Raw genomic sequence first — 21,460 nt, forward strand, 5'->3', positions numbered from 1 at the left:
CCCCCCGGCCCGTCCCGGCCCCGCCGGCGGGGCGGCCGCTCCGCCGCGCTCCGGGCCCGTCAGGCAGAATCGGCCCCATGACGAGCCCCACACCACCCGCAGAGCCGCAGCACGCCGACCGGACCTACCGGTCCGTCTCCGCGCTGGTCTGCGGGGCGCTGCTGCTCCTGCTGGTCGCCTGGATGGCCGGCGACGCGATGATCCGGGGCGAGGGGCGCGTGCCGTGGCTCGCGGCGGGCGCGCTGCTGCTCGTGGTGCCGCTGGTCGTGGCCTTCACCCTGCGGCCCGCCGTCTTCGCGAACGACGACCGCATCCGCGTCCGCAACCCGTTCCGGACGATCCTGCTCCCGTGGACCGAGGTCGCCGATGTGCGCGCCTCGTACTCCTCCGAGCTGCTCGCCCAGGACGGCACGAAGTACCAGCTCTGGGCCGTCCCGGTCTCCCTGCGCGCCCGCAAGCGCGCGGCGCGCAGTGCGGCCCGGGCGGCGCACGACGACCCCTACGGCCGTACGTCGGTCAGCGCCGACGTCCGCGACTCCGCCGCCCGTACCGCCTCCGCCGACCAGACCGTCCGCGATCTGCGGGACCTGGCCGAGAGCGCGGGCGGGACGACGCCGGAGGGGGCGGCCGCGGTCTCGGTGCGCTGGGCGTACGAGGTGATCGCCCCGGCCGTCGTCGGCGCCGTCCTGCTCGCGATCGTGTGGGCGGCGGGCTGACGGGGTTTTGCAGGCCGTCGCCCTCCGGCGCGACCACGACCGAGGGCCGGGCCCGGTGGAGGATTCCCACCGGGCCCGGCCCTCGTCCGTCGCCTTCCAGCGGCTCAGATCCCGGCGGCCGCCGCCAGGTCCCGCTTGATCGCGGCGAGCAGTTCCGCGCCCCGGGCGCGCGCGGCGGGCAGCCCCGCCGCGTCCGCCACCGGGACGACGACCTCCAGGTAGCACTTGAGCTTCGGCTCGGTGCCGCTCGGGCGGACGATCACCCGGGCGCCCTCCAGGTGGTAGCGCAGCCCGTCGGTGGGCGGCAGCCGGTCCGTGCCCCGCGTCAGGTCCTCGGCCGAGGTGACCGCCAGGCCCGCGAGGGCGGTCGGCGGCTGCTCGCGCAGCCGGGCCATGGCGTCCGCGATGACGGTGAGGTCCTCCACCCGCACCGAGAGCTGGTCCGTGGCGTGCAGGCCGTGGGCGAGCGCGAGGTCGTCCAGCAGGTCGAGCAGCGTACGGCCCCGCTCCTTGAGGACGGAGGCCAGTTCGGCGACGAGCAGGGCGGCGGTGATGCCGTCCTTGTCGCGGACGCCCTCGGGGTCGACGCAGTAGCCGAGCGCCTCCTCGTACCCGTAGCGCAGACCGTCCACCCGGGCGATCCACTTGAACCCGGTCAGCGTCTCCTCGTACCCGAGGCCCGCCTTCTCCGCGATCCGGCCGAGCAGCGACGACGACACGATCGACTCGGCGAACACGCCGGAGGCGCCCCGCTCCACCAGGTGCGCCGCGAGCAGCGCGCCCACCTCGTCGCCGCGCAGCATCCGCCAGCCGCCGTCGGCGGCTCCGTCGGGCACGGCGACGGCGCAGCGGTCCGCGTCCGGGTCGTTGGCGATGATCAGGTCCGGCGCGGCCCGGCGCGCGGTCGCGAAGGCGAGATCCATCGCGCCGGGCTCCTCCGGATTGGGGAAGGCCACGGTGGGGAACGCCGGGTCCGGCTCGGCCTGCTCGGCGACGAGCACCGGCGCGGGGAACCCGGCCCGCTCGAATGCGGCGGTCAGCACCGAGGCGCCGACGCCGTGCATCGCCGTGTAGACGGTCCGGGCGGTACGGGGGCTGCCGGCGGACAGGACCGCGTCCGTACGGGCCAGGTAGGCGTCCAGGACGTCCTCGCCGAGGACCTCCCAGCCGTCCTCGGGGCGCACGACGTCCGCCAGCGGGCCGACCGCGGCGATGGCGGCCGCGATCTCGCCGTCGGCGGGCGGCACGATCTGCGAGCCGTCGCCGAGGTAGACCTTGTAGCCGTTGTCGCGCGGCGGGTTGTGGCTGGCGGTGACCTCGACCCCGGCGACCGCACCGAGATGCCGTATGGCGTACGCCAGGACGGGGGTGGGCAGCGGGCGCGGCAGCACGGCGGCGCGCAGGCCCGCGCCGGTCATCACGGCGGCGGTGTCGCGCGCGAAGTCGGCGGACTTGTAGCGGGCGTCGTAGCCGATGACGACGAGCCCGCCGTCCTGCCCCTGGGCCTTCAGGTACGCGGCGAGGCCCGCCGCGGCCCGGATCACCACGGAGCGGTTCATCCGCATCGGCCCGGCCCCCAGCTCGCCGCGCAGCCCGGCGGTGCCGAACTGGAGCGTGCCCGCGAAGCGGACGGCCAGCTCCTGGGTGGCGCCCGACTCGATCAGCGCGGCCAGCTCGTCGCGCGTCTCGGGGTCGGGGTCCTCGGCCAGCCAGGTTCTGGCCTGTGCGATGAGGTCGTGCTGCACGGGGGCCGCCTTTCGGGGGTGTGCGGTGCGGTGGTGGGGCGGTGCGGGTGGGCGGACGCCGGGGCTCCGCCCCGGACCCCGCTCCTCGAACGCCGGAGGGGCTGGATGGGGGCCCGGTCCTCAACACGGGAGGGGCGGAAGCGGCCCGGTCCTTCGGCGGGAGGGGGCGGAAGCGGCCCGCTCCCGCCGGAGGGGCTGAGAACTAGATGCGCTCCAGCACCCTCGCCAGCAGTGCGCCCATCCGGGTCGCGGAGTCGCGGCCCGCCTGGAGGACCTCCTCGTGGTTGAGGGGTTCTCCGGAGAGGCCCGCCGCCAGGTTGGTGACCAGGGAGAGGCCGAGCACCTCGGCGCCCGCCTCGCGGGCCGCGATGGCCTCCAGGACGGTGGACATGCCCACCAGGTCGCCGCCCATGACCCGGACCATGTTGATCTCGGCCGGGGTCTCGTAGTGCGGGCCGGGGAACTGGACGTAGACGCCCTCTTCGAGGGTCTCGTCGATCTCCTGGCACAGCGCGCGCAGCCGCGGGGAGTACAGGTCGGTCAGGTCGACGAAGTTGGCGCCGATGATCGGGGAGGCGGCCGTCAGGTTGATGTGGTCGCTGATCAGCACCGGCTGACCCGGGCGCATGCCCTCGCGCAGACCGCCGCAGCCGTTGGTGAGGACGACGGTGCGGCAGCCCGCGGCCACCGCCGTACGGACCCCGTGGGCGACGGCGGCGACGCCCCGGCCCTCGTAGAAGTGGGTGCGGCCGAGGAAGACCAGCACGCGCTTCTCGCCGATCCGGTACGAGCGGACCGTGCCGCCGTGGCCCTCGACGGCGGGCGCCGGGAAGCCGGGCAGCTCGGTCACGGGGAACTCGGCCTCCGGGACGCCGAGCGCGTCGCCCGCGGGGGCCCAGCCGGAGCCCATGACCAGGGCGACGTCATGGGTCTCGGCGCCGGTCAGCTCGCGCAGGCGGGCGGCGGCCCCGGCGGCGGCGGCCTGCGGGTCGCCCTGGATGTGGTCCGGAATAACAGATGCGTTCACGCGGACGAGGGTAACCGTTGAATCCCTACGCGCGTAGATGCCCCGGCGCAAAGACGCGCGGGAGGTCTTTGTGCGTTCGTACGATCGAGGCGCCGACGGGCCCCCGGGTGGGGGCGCGGAAGGCTCTCGTGCGCCGTGGGGCGGCGGCCCGGGTCACGCCGGGGCTCGGCCCGGCACGAGCACCAGGAGCGGCGCACGGCGGGGCCCGCCGCGCCCGCCGCCCGTGCCCGGACGGTCCCGGCGGCTCAGCAGGGGCGCTTGCGCAGCTCCATCACGTAGTCGTGGGGTGCGCCGGCGGATTCCGCGGCGTCCGCGATCTCGCCCAGGTAGCGCGCCGAGGGCAGCCCGCCCTCGTACCCGTTCAGCACGTAGATCCAGGCCGGCTCCTCGCCGTCCAGGGTGTGCACCCGGATGCGCATGCGCCGGTAGATGTCGAGACCGACGCCCTCCCAGCGGTCCATCGAGTCCTCGTCCATCGGCGCCAGGTCGTACAGGGCGACGAAGACCTGGGAGCGCGGCGCCTCCACCACGGTGGCCAGCGCGCCCTCCCAGCCCATCTGCTCCCCGCCGAAGGTCAGCCGCCAGCCGTTGAGCCAGCCGGTGCTGCGCATCGGGGAATGCGGGGCGCGGCGGGTCATCAGCCGCGCGTCGAGGTTGCCGGCGTACGCGGCGTAGAGCGACATGTGATCGAGGGTACGGGAGGCGGGCGCGGGAGAGGCGGTTCCTGTGACGAAGGCCCCGGTCGGGGGAGGGCGCGGGCGGTGCGCGCCCCCGCGGACGAACTCCGGCGAACCGGCCCGGGGAGCGTCGGCGTCGCGTGCGGAGACCGGGCCGCCGACCCGCACGGAGCGGGCTGCCGTCCCGTACGGAGCGGGCCGCCGTCCCGTACGGAGCGGGCCGCCGTCCCGTTTGGAGGGCCCCGGGGCGAAGCACCTTGGCGCGTGCGGGACAATGGAGTACGTACTGCAGACCCCCGGGGCGATCCCCCGGACCCCCGGCCGGGGCGGCAGGGCGGCCGCGGGGCAACCCAACGCGAGGCGGACTTTTCGTGACCCGGATCGTGATCATCGGCGGCGGCCCCGGCGGCTACGAGGCGGCCCTGGTGGGCGCCCAGCTCGGCGCGGAGGTGACCGTCGTCGACTGCGACGGTCTCGGCGGGGCTTCGGTCCTCACCGACTGCGTGCCGTCCAAGACCCTGATCGCGACGGCCGAGGTGATGACCACCTTCGACTCCTCGTACGAGGAGCTGGGCATCATCGTCGCCGACGACACCCCGCACGTGGAGCAGGCCGCCCGCGTCGTCGGCGTGGACCTCGGCAAGGTGAACCGCCGCGTCAAGCGCCTCGCGCTCGCCCAGTCCCACGACATCACCGCCTCCGTCACCCGGGCCGGCGCCCGCGTGATGCGCGGCCGGGGCCGGCTCGACGGGCTCCAGGCCGCCGACGGCTCCCGCCAGGTCGTCGTCACCGCCGCCGACGGCACCGAGGAGCGGCTGACCGCCGACGCCGTGCTGATAGCGACCGGCGGCCACCCCCGGGAGATCCCGGACGCGCAGCCCGACGGCGAGCGCATCCTGAACTGGACCCAGGTCTACGACCTCGACGAGCTGCCCGAGGAGCTCATCGTCGTCGGATCCGGCGTCACCGGCGCCGAGTTCGCCGGGGCGTACCAGGCGCTCGGCTCCCGCGTCACCCTCGTCTCCTCCCGCGACCGGGTGCTGCCCGGCGAGGACCCGGACGCCGCCGCGGTCCTGGAGGACGTCTTCCGCCGGCGCGGGATGAACGTCATGGCCCGCTCCCGCGCCCAGTCCGCCAAGCGTGTCGGCGACCGGGTCGAGGTCACCCTCGCCGACGGCCGGGTCATCACCGGCTCGCACTGCCTGATGGCGGTCGGCGCGATCCCGAACACGGCGGGCATGGGCCTGGAGGAGGCCGGCGTCCGGCTCAAGGACTCCGGGCACGTCCTCACCGACCGGGTCTCGCGCACCAGCGCCCCCGGCGTCTACGCGGCCGGCGACGTCACCGGGATCTTCGCCCTGGCCTCGGTCGCCGCGATGCAGGGCCGGATCGCGATGTACCACTTCCTCGGCGACGCGGTGGCCCCGCTCAACCTCAAGGCGGTCTCGGCCAACGTCTTCACGGACCCGGAGATCGCCACCGTCGGCTACAGCCAGGCCGACGTCGACGCGGGCAAGATCGAGGCCCGGGTCGTCAAGCTGCCGCTGCTGCGCAACCCGCGCGCCAAGATGCAGGGCATCCGCGACGGCTTCGTCAAGATCTTCTGCCGCCCCGGTACGGGGATCGTGGTCGGCGGCTGCGTCGTCGCACCGCGCGCCAGCGAGCTGATCCACCCCATTTCGATCGCGGTCGACAACAACTTGACGGTGGAACAGATCGCAAACGCGTTCACCGTCTACCCGTCCCTGTCCGGATCGATCGCCGAGGTCGCCCGCCAGCTCCACACCCGCAAGCTCACCGACGAGGGCTGAGGGCCCGGGAAACCGGACAATCCCCGGCAGCCGGGGCGGTGCTGAGGACCGTCCGCGATCACCCCCGATCAACACAGGGGCCTCCTATATCACTTGGGGGCCCCTGTGAAGTACAACTTCTGTTATTCGGCGCAAACTGCTGAAAACCCACCGCCGGGCAGGTTACTGTCAGTTTCGTGTTCGCTGCAGAACGTCGTCAATTGATCCTCGAAATGGTGCGCGCCAACGGGGCGGTATCGCTCCGTGAGCTCGCCCGCGTCGTCCAGACCTCCGAAGTGACCGTACGGCGGGACGTGCGGGCACTGGAGGCAGAAGGACTCCTCGACCGCCGGCACGGCGGTGCGGTCTTGCCGGGCGGTCTCACGCGGGAGTCCGGCTTTCCGCAGAAATCCCATCTCTCGACCGCGGAGAAGACCGCGATCGCCGACCTGGCCGCCGGCCTCGTCGGCGAGGGCGAGGCCATCGTGGTCGGCGCCGGTACGACCACGCAGGAGCTGGCCCGCCGGCTCGCGCGGATCCCCGGGCTGACCGTCGTGACCAACTCGCTGCTGGTGGCCCAGGCGTTGGCCCATGCCAACCGGGTCGAAGTCGTCATGACCGGCGGCACCCTGCGCGGGACCAACTACGCGCTGGTGGGCAGCGGGGCCGAGCAGTCCCTCCAAGGGCTGCGCGTCTCCCGGGCGTTCATCTCCGGGAGCGGCCTCACCGCCGAGCGCGGCCTGTCCACCTCCAACATGCTCTCCGCCAGCGTCGACCGGGCGCTCGTCCAGGCCGCGTCCGAGGTGGTCGTCCTCGCGGACCACACCAAGCTCGGCTCGGACACCATGTTCCAGACGGTGCCCACCGAGCTGATCACCCGGCTGGTCACGGACGAGCCGCCCCTCCACGACGAGCGGGCCGCGGCGGAACTCCAGGCACTGGCCGACCAGGGCGTGGAGATCGCGGTGGCCGGGCCGGACGCGGACGCGTCCGGCGGGGACGGATCGCCCGGGGAGCGCCGGCCGCGCCGCGAGATGCCGCTGCCCGGCCAGCGGCGTACGGCGGCGCGGAACGGGGGACCGGTACCGCAGTTGCGGAGCGCCACCCCGCTGTCCGACCAGTCGTCGGGCGAGCGCGCCCGGGTCGCGGACCTGCGGAGGCGGTAGACCGGGCCGGCCGGAGCGGCGGCGGAACGGGGCGGGCGCGGGCCGAACGGTCCGGTGCGGGCGCGGGCCGGTGGGCGAGTGGCCGGTGCGGGCGCGGGCCGAAGGGGCCGGCGAGGGCGCGGGCCTATGGGGCGAAGGGCCCGGCGCGGGCCCGGACGATGGCGGCGCGGGTGCCCCGGCCCCGCTCCTTGGCCGCCCCCTTCCGCCCCCGGACGGCTACTTCAGCCCGCGCAGCGTCAGCCGCAGCAGCCGGTCCGTCAACTCCGGGTCGTCCGGCGACTGCTCGGCCGCCAGCGCGATCGCGTTGGTGAGCTGGAGCAGGTCGTCGATGGAGACGTCGTCCCGTACGGACCCGCTCTCCTGGGCCCGGCGCAGCAGCCCCGCGCCCGCCTCCCGGAGCGGCTGGTGGCACTGGGTGAGCGGCGACGTCGCGTCGCGGGAGGCGGACATCAGGGCGTGGGCCAGCCCGCGGTACTCACCCGCATGGGTGACGATCGCGCCGAGCCACTCCACCAGCGCCCGGCACGGGGCCTCCGCCGCCGCCAGCTCGCGGGAGCGGGTCAGCAGGGAGCACAGGGCGTCCTGGAAGACCGCGTTCATCAGGGCGTCCCGGTTCGGGAAGTGCCGGTAGAGGGTGCCGATCCCCACGCCCGCCCGCCGGGCGATGTCCTCCAGCGACGCGTCCGTACCGTGCTCGGCGAACGACCTGCGGGCCTCGCCGACCAGCCGGTCGTGGTTCCGCCGCGCGTCCGCGCGCATCGGCCGGGCCGCCGGCCGCGCCGTGCTCGTCTCCATCGGGATCGCCCCTGTCATGGCTCCCACCCCTCCCTCGGCCCGCGGACCGCTCGGACTCCGGCGGCCCTGCGGACCCTCCGTCGGTTCCAGGATGCCACTGCGACGAAGGGGCCCGGCCCACGTCGTCGCGACGCGGACCGGGCCCCTTCGAAGGGTGCGGCGGGTCAGTCCTTGATCTCGCAGATCAGGGCGCCGGAGGAGACGGACGCGCCGACCGCGGCGCTGAGGCCCTTGATGGTGCCGGAGCGGTGCGCGTTGAGCGGCTGCTCCATCTTCATCGCCTCCAGGACGACGACGAGGTCGCCCTCCTTGACCTCCTGGCCCTCCTCCACCGCGATCTTGACGATGGTGCCCTGCATGGGCGAGGCGAGGGAGTCGCCGGAGGCGGCCGAGCCGGCCTTCTTCGCGGCGCGGCGCTTGGGCTTGGCGCCGGCGGCGAGGCCGGTGCGGGCCAGGCTCATGCCGAGCGAGGAGGGCAGCGAGACCTCCAGGCGCTTGCCGCCGACCTCGACGACGACGGTCTCGCGACCGGCCTCGTCCTCCGCGTCCGCGTCGGCCGGGGCGGCGAAGGGCTTGATCTCGTTGACGAACTCGGTCTCGATCCACCGGGTGTGGACGGTGAACGGGTCCGCGGTGAAGGCGGGGTCGACGACGACCGCACGGTGGAACGGGATCGCGGTGGCCATGCCCTCGACCTGGAACTCCGCCAGCGCGCGGGCGGCGCGCTGGAGCGCCTGCTCGCGGGTCGCGCCGGTGATGACCAGCTTGGCGAGCAGGGAGTCCCACGCCGGGCCGATCACGCTGCCGGACTCGACGCCCGCGTCCAGCCGGACGCCGGGGCCGGTGGGCGGGGCGAAGAGGGTGACGGTGCCGGGGGCGGGCAGGAAGCCGCGGCCCGGGTCCTCGCCGTTGATCCGGAACTCGAAGGAGTGCCCGCGCACCGCAGGGTCCCCGTAGCCGAGCTCCTCGCCGTCGGCGATGCGGAACATCTCGCGTACGAGGTCGATGCCCGTGACCTCTTCGGTGACGGGGTGCTCGACCTGGAGGCGGGTGTTGACCTCCAGGAAGGAGATCGTGCCGTCGAGGCCGACCAGGAACTCGACCGTGCCGGCGCCGACGTAGCCGGCCTCCTTCAGGATCGCCTTCGAGGCTGCGTACAGCTCGTCGTTCTGCGCCTGGCTCAGGAAGGGGGCCGGGGCCTCCTCCACCAGCTTCTGGTGGCGGCGCTGGAGCGAGCAGTCACGGGTGGAGACGACGACCACGTTGCCGTGGGAGTCGGCCAGGCACTGGGTCTCCACGTGGCGCGGCTTGTCGAGGTAGCGCTCGACGAAGCACTCGCCCCGGCCGAACGCGGCGACCGCCTCGCGGACCGCGGAGTCGTACAGCTCGGGGATCTCCTCCAGCGTGCGGGCCACCTTCAGACCGCGCCCGCCGCCGCCGAAGGCGGCCTTGATCGCGATCGGCAGGCCGTGCTCCTCGGCGAAGGCGACGACCTCGTCGGAGCCGGAGACCGGGTCCGGGGTGCCCGCCACCAGCGGCGCGCCCGCGCGCTGGGCGATGTGCCGGGCGGCGACCTTGTCGCCGAGGTCGCGGATCGCCTGCGGCGGGGGGCCGATCCAGGTCAGCCCGGCGTCCAGGACGGCCTGGGCGAACTCCGCGTTCTCCGACAGGAACCCGTAACCGGGGTGGATCGCGTCCGCCCCCGAGTCCGCGGCGGCCTGCAGCACCTTGGCCATGTCCAGGTAGCTGGCGGCCGGGGTGTCACCGCCCAACGCGAACGCCTCGTCAGCGGCCCGGACATGCAGAGCGTCGCGGTCCGGCTCGGCGTAGACCGCGACACTCGCGATCCCCGCGTCCCGGCACGCCCGAGCGACGCGGACAGCGATTTCGCCACGGTTGGCGATGAGCACCTTGCGCACGATGACTCCCTCCTCGAAACAAGCTGAGTTTAGGGACTACCGACACGGCCGTACGACCTGTCCCCAATGGTGAGCTTGCCCACACGGAGTGTGATCCGAGGCTTGCCCCAGTAGTGAAATCCCTTGTGGCACCACGGTACGCCGGGATCCTCAACCGCACAGTAACCACCCGGTGTGGTCCAGGTCTCTGTCCTGATGGTTAACGCCTGACGGCGTTTCTTTGTGGACTCCCTACGAACGGCCGGTGGATTCTTTGCCCGGCGTGCGAGCCGGTCCCACCCCTTGTCCGAGGGGATACCCATGAGTAGGGTCCGCGCTACGCACGTACCAGAGGTAACAGGGGTGGGGACGCAGATGCGCAGAGGGGTCGCGATCGTGACCGCGCTCGTGCTGTTCGGGGAGGCGGTGGGCATCGTGCTCATCAACGCCGTCCTGGCCACGATCACGGAGAACCAGAACATGTCGCTGGCCGGCATGGACCCGGAGGCCATGACCACCGGCACCTGGGTGATGGGCGGCGTCTCCGGGCTGCTGCTGGCCCTGTGCGGGGTGATCGCCCTGCTCGCCGGTGTCCGCGACCGCTCCCCGGGCCGCCTCGGACGCATCGTCCTGATCGGCTGCGCGGTCGTGCACGGCGTCCTCGGCGCGGTCACGGTCGGCCTGATCGGCTGGAGCGCCTTCGCGTTCATGATGGCGGTGCTGGCCCTGCTGGTCCTCACCCTGCTCGCGTACGGCCCCGAGGCCCCGGCGGACGGCGACCGCGCCGGGGAGGAACCGGCCCCGGCGGCGGTCTGACCGGCCCCGGGGGCGGTACGCGCCACTCCGGTCGGCGCGCTCCACGAAGTCCCGCGCGCTCCACGAAGTCCCGGAACGCCCGGTCCGCCCGGTCCAGGACGCCCCGGGCCGTCCGCGTGCCCCAGGACCGCCCGGTCTCAGACCCACAGCTCCGTGACGGAGACGTCCAGCTCGCCCAGGAGGCGGCGCAGCAGCGGCAGCGAGAGCCCGATGACGTTGCCGTGGTCGCCCTCGATGGATTCGACGAACGGGGCCGAGCGGCCGTCCAGGGTGAACGCCCCCGCGACGTGCAGCGGTTCGCCCGAGGCGACGTACGCGGCGACCTCGGCGTCGGTCGGCTCCCCGAACCGTACGACCGTGGACGCCGTCGCCGACGCCGTACGGCCCGAGGCGGTGTCGATCACGCTGTGCCCGGTCTGCAGGACGCCGGAACGGCCGCGCATCGCCTTCCAGCGGGCGGTGGCCTCCTCGGCGTCGGCCGGCTTGCCCAGCGCCTCGCCGTCCAGCTCCAGCACGGAGTCGCAGCCGATCACCAGGGCGCCCGCGGCCTCGGCGCGCTCCGCGACCGCCGCCGCCTTGGCCCGCGCCAGGACGAGGGCCAGCTCGGCGGGGGTCGGCGCGCTCAGGGCGTCCTCGTCCACCCCGCTGACGATCACCTCGGGGGCGAAACCGGCCTGGCGCAGCAGACCGAGACGGGCGGGGGAGGCGGAGGCGAGCACGAGGCGGCGCTGATCAGTCATGTCGCCATCGTAGAAGGGCGGCACGTCCGCCGGACGCCGAAGGGGCGGAAGGCGGAGGGCGCAGGAGGGGCAGAAGGCGGCGGGCGCGGGAGGGGGGAAGGCCGCAGGCGCGGTGGGGGTGGAAAGCGGCGGGCGCCGGAAGGGGCGGGAAGCCCGTTCCTCAGCGGATGCCGAGGACGAACATCGCCAGCAGCATCGCCAGCGCCAGCAGCACCCCGGCTCTGCGCATCATCGCCTGGGCGTCGCGCAGTTCCTTCGGCGGCTTGTTCTCGGGATCGGACCACAGCATGCCTCCGATCCTGCTCCGCCCGCCGCCGATCCGCCTGAGTACGGGTACTCAAGCCGCCCCCGGTGCGGACGGGGGCGGCTCGGAGAGGGCCGGCGGATCAGGCCGGCCAGTACGTCCGCGCCCAGGCCCGGGGGCCCGGCCGCAGGCTTCCGGAGCGGGCGATGCGGCCCGGGTCCGACCACTGCTCGGGCGGCAGCGGCGCCCCCGACGACACGGCGGACGCGGCGGCGGCGCGCGCCTGGACCACCGCCACGGCGGCGGCCAGCTCCTCCGGGGTGGGGTTGCCCCGTACGACCTTGATCATGGGCAGACCTCTCTGTGAACGGGCGGGCGGACCGGCGGCTACAGCGGGATGTTGCCGTGCTTCTTCGGAGGCAGGGATTCCCGCTTCGTACGGAGTTGACGCAGGCCCTTGACGATGTGGGCCCGGGTGTCGGACGGCATGATCACCGCGTCGACGTAACCGCGCTCGGCCGCCACGTACGGGTTGAGCAGCGCGTCCTCGTAGTCCGCCATCAGCTCGGCGCGGGTCGCGTCCGGGTCCTCGGCGGCGGCGATGGTGCGCCGGTGCAGGATGTTCACCGCGCCCTGCGCCCCCATGACGGCGACCTGCGCGGTCGGCCAGGCGAGGTTCAGGTCGGCGCCCAGGTGCTTGGAGCCCATCACGTCGTACGCGCCGCCGAACGCCTTGCGGGTGATGACGGTGATCAGCGGGACCGTCGCCTCCGCGTAGGCGTAGATCAGCTTCGCGCCGCGCCGGATGATGCCGCCGTACTCCTGGTCCACGCCCGGCAGGAAGCCCGGCACGTCCACGAAGGTGATGACGGGGACGTTGAACGCGTCGCAGGTGCGGACGAAGCGGGCCGCCTTCTCGCTGGCGTTGATGTCGAGGCAGCCGGCGAACTGCATCGGCTGGTTGGCGACGATGCCGACCGGGTGGCCCTCGACCCGGCCGAAGCCGGTGATGATGTTCGGCGCGAACAGGGCCTGGGTCTCCAGGAACTCCCCGTCGTCCAGAACGTGTTCGATCGCGGTGTGCATGTCGTACGGCTGGTTCGCCGAGTCCGGGATGAGCGTGTCCAGCTCGCGGTCCTCGTCGGTGGTGGCGAGGTCCGCCTCCTCGGGGAAGGCCGGGGCCTCGGAGAGGTTGTTCGACGGGAGGTACGACAGCAGGGACTTGACGTACTCGATGGCGTCCTTCTCGTCGCCCGCCATGTGGTGCGCCACCCCGGAGGTGGTGTTGTGCGTCCGGGCGCCGCCCAGCTCCTCGAAGCCGACGTCCTCGCCGGTGACCGTCTTGATGACGTCGGGCCCGGTGATGAACATGTGCGAGGTCTGGTCGACCATCACCGTGAAGTCGGTGATCGCCGGGGAGTAGACCGCACCGCCCGCGCACGGGCCGACGATCAGCGAGATCTGCGGGATCACCCCGGAGGCGTGCACGTTGCGCCGGAAGATCTCGGCGAACAGGCCGAGCGCGACCACACCCTCCTGGATGCGCGCGCCGCCGCCGTCGTTGATGCCGATGACCGGGCAGCCGGTCTTCAGCGCGAAGTCCATGACCTTGACGATCTTCTCGCCGTAGACCTCGCCGAGCGATCCGCCGAAGATGGTGAAGTCCTGCGAGTACACGCAGACCGGGCGGCCGTCGACCGTGCCGTAGCCGGTGACGACGCCGTCGCCGTACGGGCGGTTCTTCTCGATGCCGAAGTTGGTGGAGCGGTGCCGGGCGAACTCGTCGAGCTCGACGAAGGACCCCTCGTCCAGCAGCAGCTCGACCCGCTCACGGGCCGTCAACTTGCCCTTGGCGTGCTGCTTCTCGACCGCGCGGGCCGAGCCGGCGTGCGTCGCCTCGTCGATACGGCGCGTCAGGTCCGCGAGCTTGCCCGCGGTGGTGTGGATGTCGGTCTGCGGCTCGGACATCGGGGGGCGGCTCCCTGCCTGGTCACGGGGACGACGACCGGTGGAGGCCACGGGGGGACGGGCGGTCGTCTGTCCGGCTCTTCGGCTGTTGACTCGTCGTGCGGGTGGTGGATCGTCAAGCGGGTGATGCGGCTCTGCTGCGTTGCTCGATGGTGCGGCCCTGCTGCCTTGCTCGGTGGTGCGGCTCGGCTGACCCGGTCGTGCTGCGTGACCGGCTCGGCCGTGCTGTGCAACCCGGTCCGCCGCCGCCTTCACGGCGGCGCGGCGCCTGGCTACTGACTCGTAGGGTATCGGCGCGCCTCCGGAAAGGCAGTGCGTCCTTTGCCACACCTAGGCTGGGTTGCATGACACCTCCGGATGCGCCACACAACCGCTGGTCGGACCTCGACCGCCCGCCCCTGAACGTGACCGCGCTGCGCCGCGGACTGCTGCGGCCCGGCGCGCTGTGGACGTCGCTGGAGGTCGTGGAGTCCACCGGCTCCACCAACACCGACCTCGCCGAACGCGCCCGTACCGGGGCGGCGGGCGAGGGCACGGTGCTGATCGCCGAGGAGCAGACCGCCGGGCGCGGGCGGCTGGAGCGGAGCTGGACCGCCCCGCCCCGCTCCGGGCTGTTCCTCTCGGTCTACCTGGAGCCCGGCGACATCCCCGTGGAGCGGTGGGGGTGGGTGCCGCTCCTGGCCGGGGTGGCCGCCGCCACCGGGCTCGCCAAGTCGGCCGGGGTCGACATGTCGCTGAAGTGGCCCAACGACCTGCTGGTCTCCGTGGACGGCGGCGAGCGCAAGACCGGCGGCATCCTCGGGGAGTTCGCCGGGGACGGCATCGTCGTCGGCATGGGCGTCAACGTCTCGCTCCGCGCCGACGAGCTGCCCGCCCCCACCGCCGGGTCGCTGGCGCTCGCCGGGGCGGTCTCCACCGACCGCGAGACCCTGCTGCGCGCCGTCCTGCGCTCGCTGGCGCACTGGTACGGAGCGTGGCGGGACGCGGACGGCGACGCGGCCGCGAGCGGGCTCCAGGCGGCGTACGCGGCGGGGTGCGCGACGCTGGACCGCAGTGTGCGGGCCGAGCTGCCGGGCGGGAACGCGCTGGTCGGCGAGGCGGTCGCGATCGACGGGGACGGCCGGCTCGTCCTCTCCACCGAGAACGGACTCCAGCAGCCGGTGTCGGCCGGCGACATCGTCCACCTGCGGGGCGTGGCGGGCGGCCTGACCTGAGCCGGTCCGGCGCGCGGGGGCGTACGCCGCGCGGTCCGCGTACGCCCCGGGGCCCGGCCGCCGGGGGCGCGCGGGGCGGATACCGCGTACGCGCGGATGTCACGCGCGACGCACCCGGGACGGGCGGCCGAGGACGTGAGCCACGGCACACCTGCCGTATCGTTGAGGCGATCCGAAGAGAGATCGGCAGGGAAGTGCGCAGGGAACGGGCAGGAGGCGGCTGGTGACCGTCGGCGACGCGACGTCCGGCGGGGGCGAGGAGCCCGGGGCGGCCTCCTCGGTCCACGCCACACCCCACCACGAGGTCGACCACACGGTGGAGCCGACCGACGACCCCCTCGCCATCCGCCTCGAAGCGCTGATCCTGGGGGCCGACCGCCGGTACACGCCGTTCCAGGCGGCCCGCACCGCCGGGGTCTCCATGGACCTGGCCTCCCGGTTCTGGCGGGCCATGGGCTTCGCGGACATCGGCCAGGCCAAGGCGCTCACCGAGGCCGACGTGCTCGCCCTGCGGCGGCTCGCCGGTCTCGTCGAGGCGGGGCTGCTCAGCGAGCCGATGGCGATCCAGGTCGCCCGCTCGACCGGGCAGACCACCGCCCGGCTGGCCGAATGGCAGATCGACTCGTTCCTGGAGGGCCTGACCGAGCCGCCCGAGCCGGGCATGACCCGGACCGAGGTCACGTATCCGCTGGTCGAGCTGTTGCTGCCGGAGCTCCAGGAGTTCCTCGTCTACGTGTGGCGGCGCCAGCTCGCCGCCGCCACCGGCCGGGTCGTGCAGGCGGCGGACGACGAGGAGATGGTCGACCGGCGCCTCGCGGTGGGCTTCGCCGACCTGGTGGGCTTCACCCGGCTGACCCGGCGGCTGGAGGAGGAGGAGCTGGGCGAGCTGGTCGAGTCCTTCGAGACGACCGCCGCCGACCTGGTCGCCGCCCACGGCGGCCGGCTCATCAAGACCCTCGGCGACGAAGTCCTCTTCGCCGCCGACGACGCGGGCACGGCCGCCGAGATAGCGCTCCGGCTGATCGAGGCGATGGGCCAGGACGAGACGATGCCCGCCCTGCGCGTCGGCATCGCCTTCGGCACGGTCACCACCCGGATGGGCGATGTCTTCGGCACCACGGTGAACCTCGCCAGCCGGCTGACCTCGATAGCTCCGAAGGACGCCGTCCTGGTGGACGGGGCGTTCGCCGCCGAGCTGGTCCGCCACGGGGAGGCCCCGGAGTCCGAGGCGCAGGCCGCCGAGGCCGTGGCGGCCGCCGCCGAGCGGGCCCGGCTCGCCGAGAAGGAGGGCCGCGAGCCGGCGGAGGAGCCGCCGCTGCCGACGTACCGCTTCGGGCTCCAGCCGATGTGGCAGCGGCCCGTGCGCGGGCTGGGCGTCGTGGAGCCGTGGCTGCTGGCCCGGCGCGGCAAGACCGGCTCCTGAGCGAGTGCGGCGGGGCCGGTTTCCCGGGCGGTTGCGGCCGGGCCGGATTCCGGGCGAGTGCGGCGGGACCGGCCTTGGGTGGTTGCGGCCGGCCGGCCCCTGGGCGGTCGCGGCCGGGCGGCCCCTGAGCGGGCGCGGTGAGGCCGGTTTCCGGGCGGTCGTGGTGAGGCCGGCTCCCGGGCGGTCGCGGTGGCTTCGCCCTGTCGGTGGCCCGGCACTCGTGTCTAGGATTCCTGTCGGATAACGCTCGTTAACGGGTGCCGTCGACCGACAGGGGTGCAGCCATGACCGTCACGTCCGAGCAGCGGTACGGGGAGTTCGTCGTCGTGCGACGTCATGAGGGGCAGGAGCACGTCGCCGAGCTGGTCCTGGACCGGCCGAAGGCGATGAACGCCGTCTCCACCGACATGGCCCGCTCCATCGCCGCCGCCTGCGACGCCCTCGGCGCCGACCAGGGCGTCCGGGCCACCGTCCTGACCTCCAGCCACGAGCGGGCCTTCTGCGTCGGCGCGGACCTCAAGGAGCGCAACTCCTTCACCGACGCGGAACTCGTCCGCCAGCGGCCCACCGCCCGCGCCGCTTACACCGGGGTCCTGGAGCTGCCGATGCCGGTGATCGCCGCCGTGCACGGCTTCGCCCTCGGCGGCGGCTTCGAACTGGCCCTCGCCTGCGATGTGATCGTCGCCGACGCGACCGCCGTGGTCGGGCTGCCCGAGGTGTCCGTGGGCGTCATCCCGGGCGGCGGCGGCACACAGCTCCTGCCGCGCCGCGTGGGCGCGGCGCGCGCCGCCGAACTGGTCTTCACCGCGCGGCGGCTGGAGGCGGCGGAGGCGCGCGAACTGGGCCTGGTCGACGAACTGGTCGAGGCCGGCCGGGACCGTGAGGAGGCGCTCGCGCTGGGCGGCCGGATCGCCGCCAACTCGCCGGTCGGGCTGCGCGCGGCCAAGAAGGCGCTCCGGCTGGGGCAGGGGCTCGACCTGCGGGCGGGCCTGGAGGTCGAGGACGCGGCCTGGCGGTCCGTGGCCTTCTCCGGGGACCGGGCGGAAGGAGTGGCCGCGTTCAACGAGAAGCGGCGGCCGGTGTGGCCCGGCGAGTGACGGCGCGGGCGGTCGAGCGGCGACGTGGCGGCGGGGTGCATGACGGCGCGGGCGGCCCCCTGCGTGACGGAGCGCGTACGTAACGCAGGGTGACGGTGCGGCGCGGAAATAGTTGAAACTAGTGACGCACCAAACGATCAAAAGGGGACAGATTTACATAAGCTGGATGAATGGGTGGTGACGACGAACGGCTGCGGGCCGTGGTGGCGCTGGCGCAGGCCATGGCGGCGACCTACACGCCGCGTGAATCGTGGCGGGCGGCGGCGCTGGGCGCGTGCGAGGCGCTGCACGGCAGTTTCGCCGCGCTCTCGGTGTGGGAGCGGGACCGGGGCCGGCTGCGGGTGCTCGTGAACGCCGGCCAACGGGCCGACGGGGAGGAGGAGTTCCCCGAGGAGGAGGCGTACCCGGTCCACCAGTTCCCGGAGATCACCGAGTTCCTGCACGAGCGCTGGGCGGGCGGCGGCGAGCCCGACGCCTGGGTGGAGACCGCCGACGGGCAGCCCGGGGCGGGCGGTCCCGCGCGGGGCGCCCGGCCGTACTGCCACCAGCGGGTCGCCGCGCTCCGGCGGCGGGGCCGGGGCTGCTGCGTGGTCGCGCCGATCGTGCTGCACGGCCGGGCGTGGGGCGAGCTGTACGTGGCGCGGCCCGTCGGGCGGCCCGTCTTCGGGAGGGGGGACGCGGACTTCGCGACCGTGCTCGCCGCCGTCGTGGCCTCCGGGATCGCCCAGACCGAGCGGCTCGAAGAGGTCCGCAAGCTGGCCTTCACCGATCCGCTGACCGGGCTGGCCAACCGGCGCGCGGTCGACATCCGGCTCGACGAGGCCGTCGAGCGGCACCGGCTCGACGGCACGGTCGTCAGCCTCGTCGTCTGCGATCTGAACGGCCTGAAAGCGGTGAACGACACCCTCGGCCACGCCGTCGGCGATCGCCTGCTGGAACGTTTCGCCTCCGTGCTGTCGCTGTGCGGGGCGATGCTTCCCGAGGCCCTGGCGGCCCGGCTGGGCGGTGACGAGTTCTGCCTCCTGGCGGCCGGTCCGCCGGCCGACGCGGTGGTGGGCGTCGCCACCGAGCTGTGCGACCGGGCGGCGGTGATCGAACTGGGCGAGGGGGTGGCCTGCGGGGTCGCCTCCACCGGCGACCCGATCGGCCCGGTCCACTCGGCCCGTCGGCTGTTCCGGCTCGCGGACGCGGCGCAGTACCGGGCCAAGGCCGCCCGCTCGCCGGGGCCCGTGGTGGCCGGCCGGGACGGCGAGGTCGTCCGGCTCGCGGACTCCCCGCCGACCCCGGCCCACGACCGGCGCAGGCTGCGCGGCAACCGGCCGTGAGGGGTCGGGCTGCCTGCGTGCCTGCCTCGGCGTCGCGGGGAGGGGCGGGCGGTCTGCCTCGGCGTCGGCTTCGTGAGGGGGTGTGGGACCGACTCGGCGTCGTGAGGGGTGGGCGAACCCCCTCCGCGGCCACCCGGTGCCGTAAGGGGTCCTGCGCGGCATCACTAGTGACATGGAGGGTTTCAATCCGTACGCTGCTGAATATGGATATGCACACTGTCGTGGTGGGGACGTCCGGAACCACCGCCGAGGACGTCGTCGCCGTGGCCCGCCACGGCGCCCGGGTCGAGCTCTCCGCCGCCGCCGTGGACGCCCTGGCCGCCTCCCGCCTCATCGTGGACGCGCTCGCGGCCAAGCCCGAGCCGGTCTACGGCGTCTCCACCGGCTTCGGCGCCCTCGCGAGCCGCCACATCAGCACCGACCTGCGGGCGCGGCTCCAGCGCAACATCGTCCGCTCGCACGCGGCGGGCATGGGCCCCCGCGTCGAGCGCGAGGTCGTGCGCGCGCTGATGTTCCTCCGGCTGAAGACGGTCGCCTCCGGTCACACCGGCGTGCGCCCCGAGGTCGCGCAGACCATGGCCGACGTGCTGAACGCGGGCATCACGCCCGTGGTCCACGAGTACGGTTCCCTCGGCTGCTCCGGCGACCTCGCGCCGCTCTCGCACTGCGCGCTCACCCTGATGGGCGAGGGCGAGGCGGAGGGCCCCGACGGCACGGTCCGGCCCGCCGGCGAACTCCTCGCCGCGCACGGCATCACCCCCGTCGAACTGCGGGAGAAGGAGGGCCTTGCCCTCCTCAACGGCACGGACGGCATGCTCGGCATGCTGGTCATGGCCCTCGCCGACCTGAAGAACCTCTACACCTCCGCCGACATCACCGCCGCCCTCTCCCTGGAGGCGCTGCTCGGCACGGACAAGGTGCTCGCCCCCGAGCTGCACGCCATCCGCCCGCACCCCGGTCAGGGCGCGAGCGCGGACAACATGCTGCGCGTGCTCGCCGGTTCGGGACTGACCGGCCATCACCAGGACGACGCGCCCCGGGTCCAGGACGCCTACTCGGTCCGCTGCGCCCCCCAGGTCAACGGCGCGGGCCGCGACACCCTCGACCACGCCGCCGTCGTCGCGGGCCGCGAACTGGCCTCCTCCGTCGACAATCCGGTGGTTCTTCCCGACGGCCGGGTCGAGTCCAACGGCAACTTCCACGGCGCGCCCGTCGCGTACGTCCTGGACTTCCTCGCGATCGTCGCCGCCGACCTCGGCTCGATCTGCGAGCGCCGCACCGACCGGCTGCTCGACAAGAACCGGTCGCACGGGCTGCCGCCGTTCCTCGCGGACGACGCCGGGGTCGACTCGGGGCTGATGATCGCCCAGTACACCCAGGCCGCCCTGGTCAGCGAGATGAAGCGGCTCGCGGTCCCGGCGTCCGCCGACTCCATCCCGTCCTCCGCGATGCAGGAGGACCACGTCTCCATGGGCTGGTCCGCCGCGCGCAAGCTCCGTACCGCCGTGGACAACCTGGCCCGGATCGTCGCCGTCGAGCTGTACGCGGCGACCCGCGCCGTGGAGCTGCGCGCCGCCGAGGGGCTCGTCCCCGCCCCCGCCTCGCAGGCCGCCGTGGCCGCGCTGCGGGCGGCCGGGGCGGAGGGCCCGGGGCCGGACCGCTTCCTCGCGCCGGACCTGGCCGCGGCCGACGCGTTCGTCCGGGCGGGCGGCCTGGTCGCGGCGGTGGAGCCGGTCACGGGCCCGCTGGCCTGAGGACACGGCCGCGTACGCGTACGGGCGAGCCCGAGCCGGTCCCGTACGCGTACGCGGAAGGGTTCCCGCACCGCGCGGTGCGGGAACCCTTCCGTATGCCGTGGAGCGTGCTCCGGTCAGTACGCCGAGCGCGGACCCGAGCGGCGCACCGAGTAGGTGACGAAGCCCGCGCCGATGCCCAACAGGGCCGTACCGCCGATGAGATACGGGGTGGTGTCCAGGCCCGGACCGGTGTCGGCGAGGCGGATTCCCGAGGCGTCGCCGGCCTCGGCGGCGGACTGCCCGGACGCGGCGGCCTGAGCGTCCTCGGCGGACCGCTCACCGGTCGCGTTGGCCGACGGGACGAACCAGAGAGCGGCCAGCAGTGTGCCGGATGCGGTGGCGGTCAGCAGCGTGCGACGAGCGACGGACACAGATTCGATCCCCTTGCGACAACCATGAGTTAGCCCCGTGGGCCGATGCTAAGCAAAGCAGCGGGTCGGTGGAAAGTCGCGGCCCCGGCGGCCCGTACGCTCCGGCCATGAGCACTGATGAGACATCCAGGTTTGTTCGGCTTCGCGTTGAGATGGTGCTGGAGATCACCGACCTCGACGCCCTGACCGGCACCGCCCTCGAATCCATCGCCGCCGAGTACGGGGAGCCCGTCGCGGGGGTCGCCGGGGGAGACACCGCCGAGGAGCGGATGCATGCCGAGGCCACGGTCCGGGCAGACGGAGCAGAGGCGCTCGCGTCGCTGGTCGACCCCTTCGACCTGGTCAGCGAGGTGCCCGGGGTCGAGCTGGCCCAGGCGTCCTGGAGCAGCGAGAGCATCGAGTACGACCCCGACGCGGAGGACTGGGACGACGCGGACGACGGCGAGGAGGGCCTCTTCCTGCCGCGGGACGGGGACGACGAGGAGGGGTACGGCGGCGCGGTCGCGCACAATGGGAGGAACGACGGCAAGGACGGTGGCCCCGCGCAGCGGGTGTGACGTGTGAGAACACCGGCCCCGGCCTCCGCCCCCCGGCGGACCGGGGCCGCACCGTGCGGTGGCGGAAACCGGCTCCCGGCATCGGGAACCGCCGC

General features: G+C 74.0%; 20 protein-coding genes. 10 read left to right on the forward strand and 10 right to left on the reverse strand.

The features are described from left to right. Positions 1-77: 77 nt before the first annotated feature. Positions 78-716: a PH domain-containing protein gene (locus tag IF19_RS0128860; protein WP_030115143.1), complete on the forward strand. Its 639-nt coding sequence runs from the start codon at positions 78-80 to the stop codon at positions 714-716. A gap of 104 nt (positions 717-820) precedes the next feature. On the opposite strand, the gene IF19_RS0128865 is transcribed toward IF19_RS0128860, so the two are convergent. The 3 genes from IF19_RS0128865 to IF19_RS0128875 all read right to left on the reverse strand — a co-directional run bounded on the left by IF19_RS0128865 (position 821) and on the right by IF19_RS0128875 (position 4,171). Continuing rightward, a complete protein-coding gene (locus tag IF19_RS0128865) occupies positions 821-2,461 on the reverse strand; it encodes a phospho-sugar mutase (protein ID WP_030277733.1) in 1,641 nt (546 codons plus the stop codon). A gap of 202 nt (positions 2,462-2,663) precedes the next feature. Beyond that, positions 2,664-3,488, reverse strand: coding sequence for a purine-nucleoside phosphorylase (locus tag IF19_RS0128870; protein ID WP_030115147.1), 825 nt, complete (start codon positions 3,486-3,488; stop codon positions 2,664-2,666). A gap of 245 nt (positions 3,489-3,733) precedes the next feature. Further along, entirely contained in the window at positions 3,734-4,171 is a 438-nt protein-coding gene (locus IF19_RS0128875) for a gamma-glutamylcyclotransferase family protein (RefSeq protein WP_006127099.1), read from the reverse strand. 365 nt (positions 4,172-4,536) lie between these two features. Between IF19_RS0128875 and IF19_RS0128880 the strand changes: the two genes are divergently transcribed. Continuing rightward, positions 4,537-5,976 carry an NAD(P)H-quinone dehydrogenase gene (locus tag IF19_RS0128880; protein WP_030115148.1) on the forward strand — a complete coding sequence of 480 codons (1,440 nt, stop codon included), beginning with the start codon at positions 4,537-4,539 and terminating at the stop codon, positions 5,974-5,976. Between the two features lie 176 nt (positions 5,977-6,152). Then, positions 6,153-7,121 carry a DeoR/GlpR family DNA-binding transcription regulator gene (locus IF19_RS0128885; RefSeq protein WP_078580988.1) on the forward strand — a complete coding sequence of 323 codons (969 nt, stop codon included), beginning with the start codon at positions 6,153-6,155 and terminating at the stop codon, positions 7,119-7,121. A 216-nt stretch (positions 7,122-7,337) separates the two neighbouring features. Here the strand turns inward: IF19_RS0128885 and IF19_RS0128890 are convergent, their stop codons facing one another. Both IF19_RS0128890 and IF19_RS0128895 read right to left on the reverse strand, forming a co-directional pair. Further along, positions 7,338-7,880, reverse strand: coding sequence for a TetR/AcrR family transcriptional regulator (locus tag IF19_RS0128890; protein ID WP_098008326.1), 543 nt, complete (start codon positions 7,878-7,880; stop codon positions 7,338-7,340). Positions 7,881-8,080: 200 nt separating this feature from the next. Continuing rightward, entirely contained in the window at positions 8,081-9,835 is a 1,755-nt protein-coding gene (locus IF19_RS0128895; RefSeq protein WP_030115151.1) for an acetyl/propionyl/methylcrotonyl-CoA carboxylase subunit alpha, read from the reverse strand. 354 nt (positions 9,836-10,189) lie between these two features. On the opposite strand from IF19_RS0128895, the gene IF19_RS0128900 reads away from it, so the two are divergent. Next, on the forward strand, positions 10,190-10,630 hold the full coding sequence (locus IF19_RS0128900) for a hypothetical protein (RefSeq protein ID WP_030115152.1): 441 nt from the start codon (positions 10,190-10,192) through the stop codon (positions 10,628-10,630). Between the two features lie 137 nt (positions 10,631-10,767). On the opposite strand, the gene IF19_RS0128905 is transcribed toward IF19_RS0128900, so the two are convergent. From IF19_RS0128905 to IF19_RS0128920, 4 genes are all read right to left on the reverse strand, one after another. After that, a complete protein-coding gene (locus IF19_RS0128905) occupies positions 10,768-11,370 on the reverse strand; it encodes a nucleoside triphosphate pyrophosphatase (protein ID WP_030115153.1) in 603 nt (200 codons plus the stop codon). A gap of 160 nt (positions 11,371-11,530) precedes the next feature. Next, positions 11,531-11,659, reverse strand: coding sequence for a morphogenic membrane protein MmpB (mmpB, locus tag IF19_RS1000000138745; protein ID WP_006127106.1), 129 nt, complete (start codon positions 11,657-11,659; stop codon positions 11,531-11,533). 97 nt (positions 11,660-11,756) lie between these two features. Further along, entirely contained in the window at positions 11,757-11,963 is a 207-nt protein-coding gene (locus IF19_RS0128915) for an acyl-CoA carboxylase epsilon subunit (RefSeq protein WP_030115154.1), read from the reverse strand. 38 nt (positions 11,964-12,001) lie between these two features. Further along, on the reverse strand, positions 12,002-13,582 hold the full coding sequence (locus tag IF19_RS0128920) for an acyl-CoA carboxylase subunit beta (RefSeq protein ID WP_030115155.1): 1,581 nt from the start codon (positions 13,580-13,582) through the stop codon (positions 12,002-12,004). Positions 13,583-13,926: 344 nt separating this feature from the next. Between IF19_RS0128920 and IF19_RS0128925 the strand changes: the two genes are divergently transcribed. From IF19_RS0128925 to hutH, 5 genes are all read left to right on the forward strand, one after another. Further along, positions 13,927-14,796, forward strand: coding sequence for a biotin--[acetyl-CoA-carboxylase] ligase (locus IF19_RS0128925; RefSeq protein ID WP_030115156.1), 870 nt, complete (start codon positions 13,927-13,929; stop codon positions 14,794-14,796). A gap of 223 nt (positions 14,797-15,019) precedes the next feature. Further along, positions 15,020-16,219 (forward strand): adenylate/guanylate cyclase domain-containing protein, encoded by a 1,200-nt coding sequence (locus IF19_RS0128930; RefSeq protein ID WP_030194987.1) that lies wholly within the window; start codon positions 15,020-15,022, stop codon positions 16,217-16,219. A 284-nt stretch (positions 16,220-16,503) separates the two neighbouring features. Continuing rightward, the gene (locus tag IF19_RS0128935; RefSeq protein ID WP_030115159.1) at positions 16,504-17,316 is read left to right on the forward strand and encodes an enoyl-CoA hydratase/isomerase family protein; all 813 of its coding nucleotides are present in this window, start codon (positions 16,504-16,506) and stop codon (positions 17,314-17,316) included. Positions 17,317-17,486: 170 nt separating this feature from the next. Next, positions 17,487-18,641, forward strand: coding sequence for a GGDEF domain-containing protein (locus tag IF19_RS0128940; RefSeq protein ID WP_030115160.1), 1,155 nt, complete (start codon positions 17,487-17,489; stop codon positions 18,639-18,641). A 203-nt stretch (positions 18,642-18,844) separates the two neighbouring features. After that, the gene (gene hutH, locus IF19_RS0128945) at positions 18,845-20,395 is read left to right on the forward strand and encodes a histidine ammonia-lyase (RefSeq protein ID WP_030277735.1); all 1,551 of its coding nucleotides are present in this window, start codon (positions 18,845-18,847) and stop codon (positions 20,393-20,395) included. A 116-nt stretch (positions 20,396-20,511) separates the two neighbouring features. On the opposite strand, the gene IF19_RS0128950 is transcribed toward hutH, so the two are convergent. Continuing rightward, complete coding sequence (locus tag IF19_RS0128950) at positions 20,512-20,808, reverse strand: hypothetical protein (protein ID WP_030115162.1); 297 nt, start codon at positions 20,806-20,808, stop codon at positions 20,512-20,514. Between the two features lie 107 nt (positions 20,809-20,915). On the opposite strand from IF19_RS0128950, the gene IF19_RS0128955 reads away from it, so the two are divergent. Then, entirely contained in the window at positions 20,916-21,365 is a 450-nt protein-coding gene (locus tag IF19_RS0128955) for a hypothetical protein (protein ID WP_223873003.1), read from the forward strand. Positions 21,366-21,460: the final 95 nt, after the last annotated feature.

This window comes from Streptomyces californicus, from assembly GCF_000717645.1.
In the GTDB taxonomy this organism is placed as follows: domain Bacteria; phylum Actinomycetota; class Actinomycetes; order Streptomycetales; family Streptomycetaceae; genus Streptomyces; species Streptomyces californicus.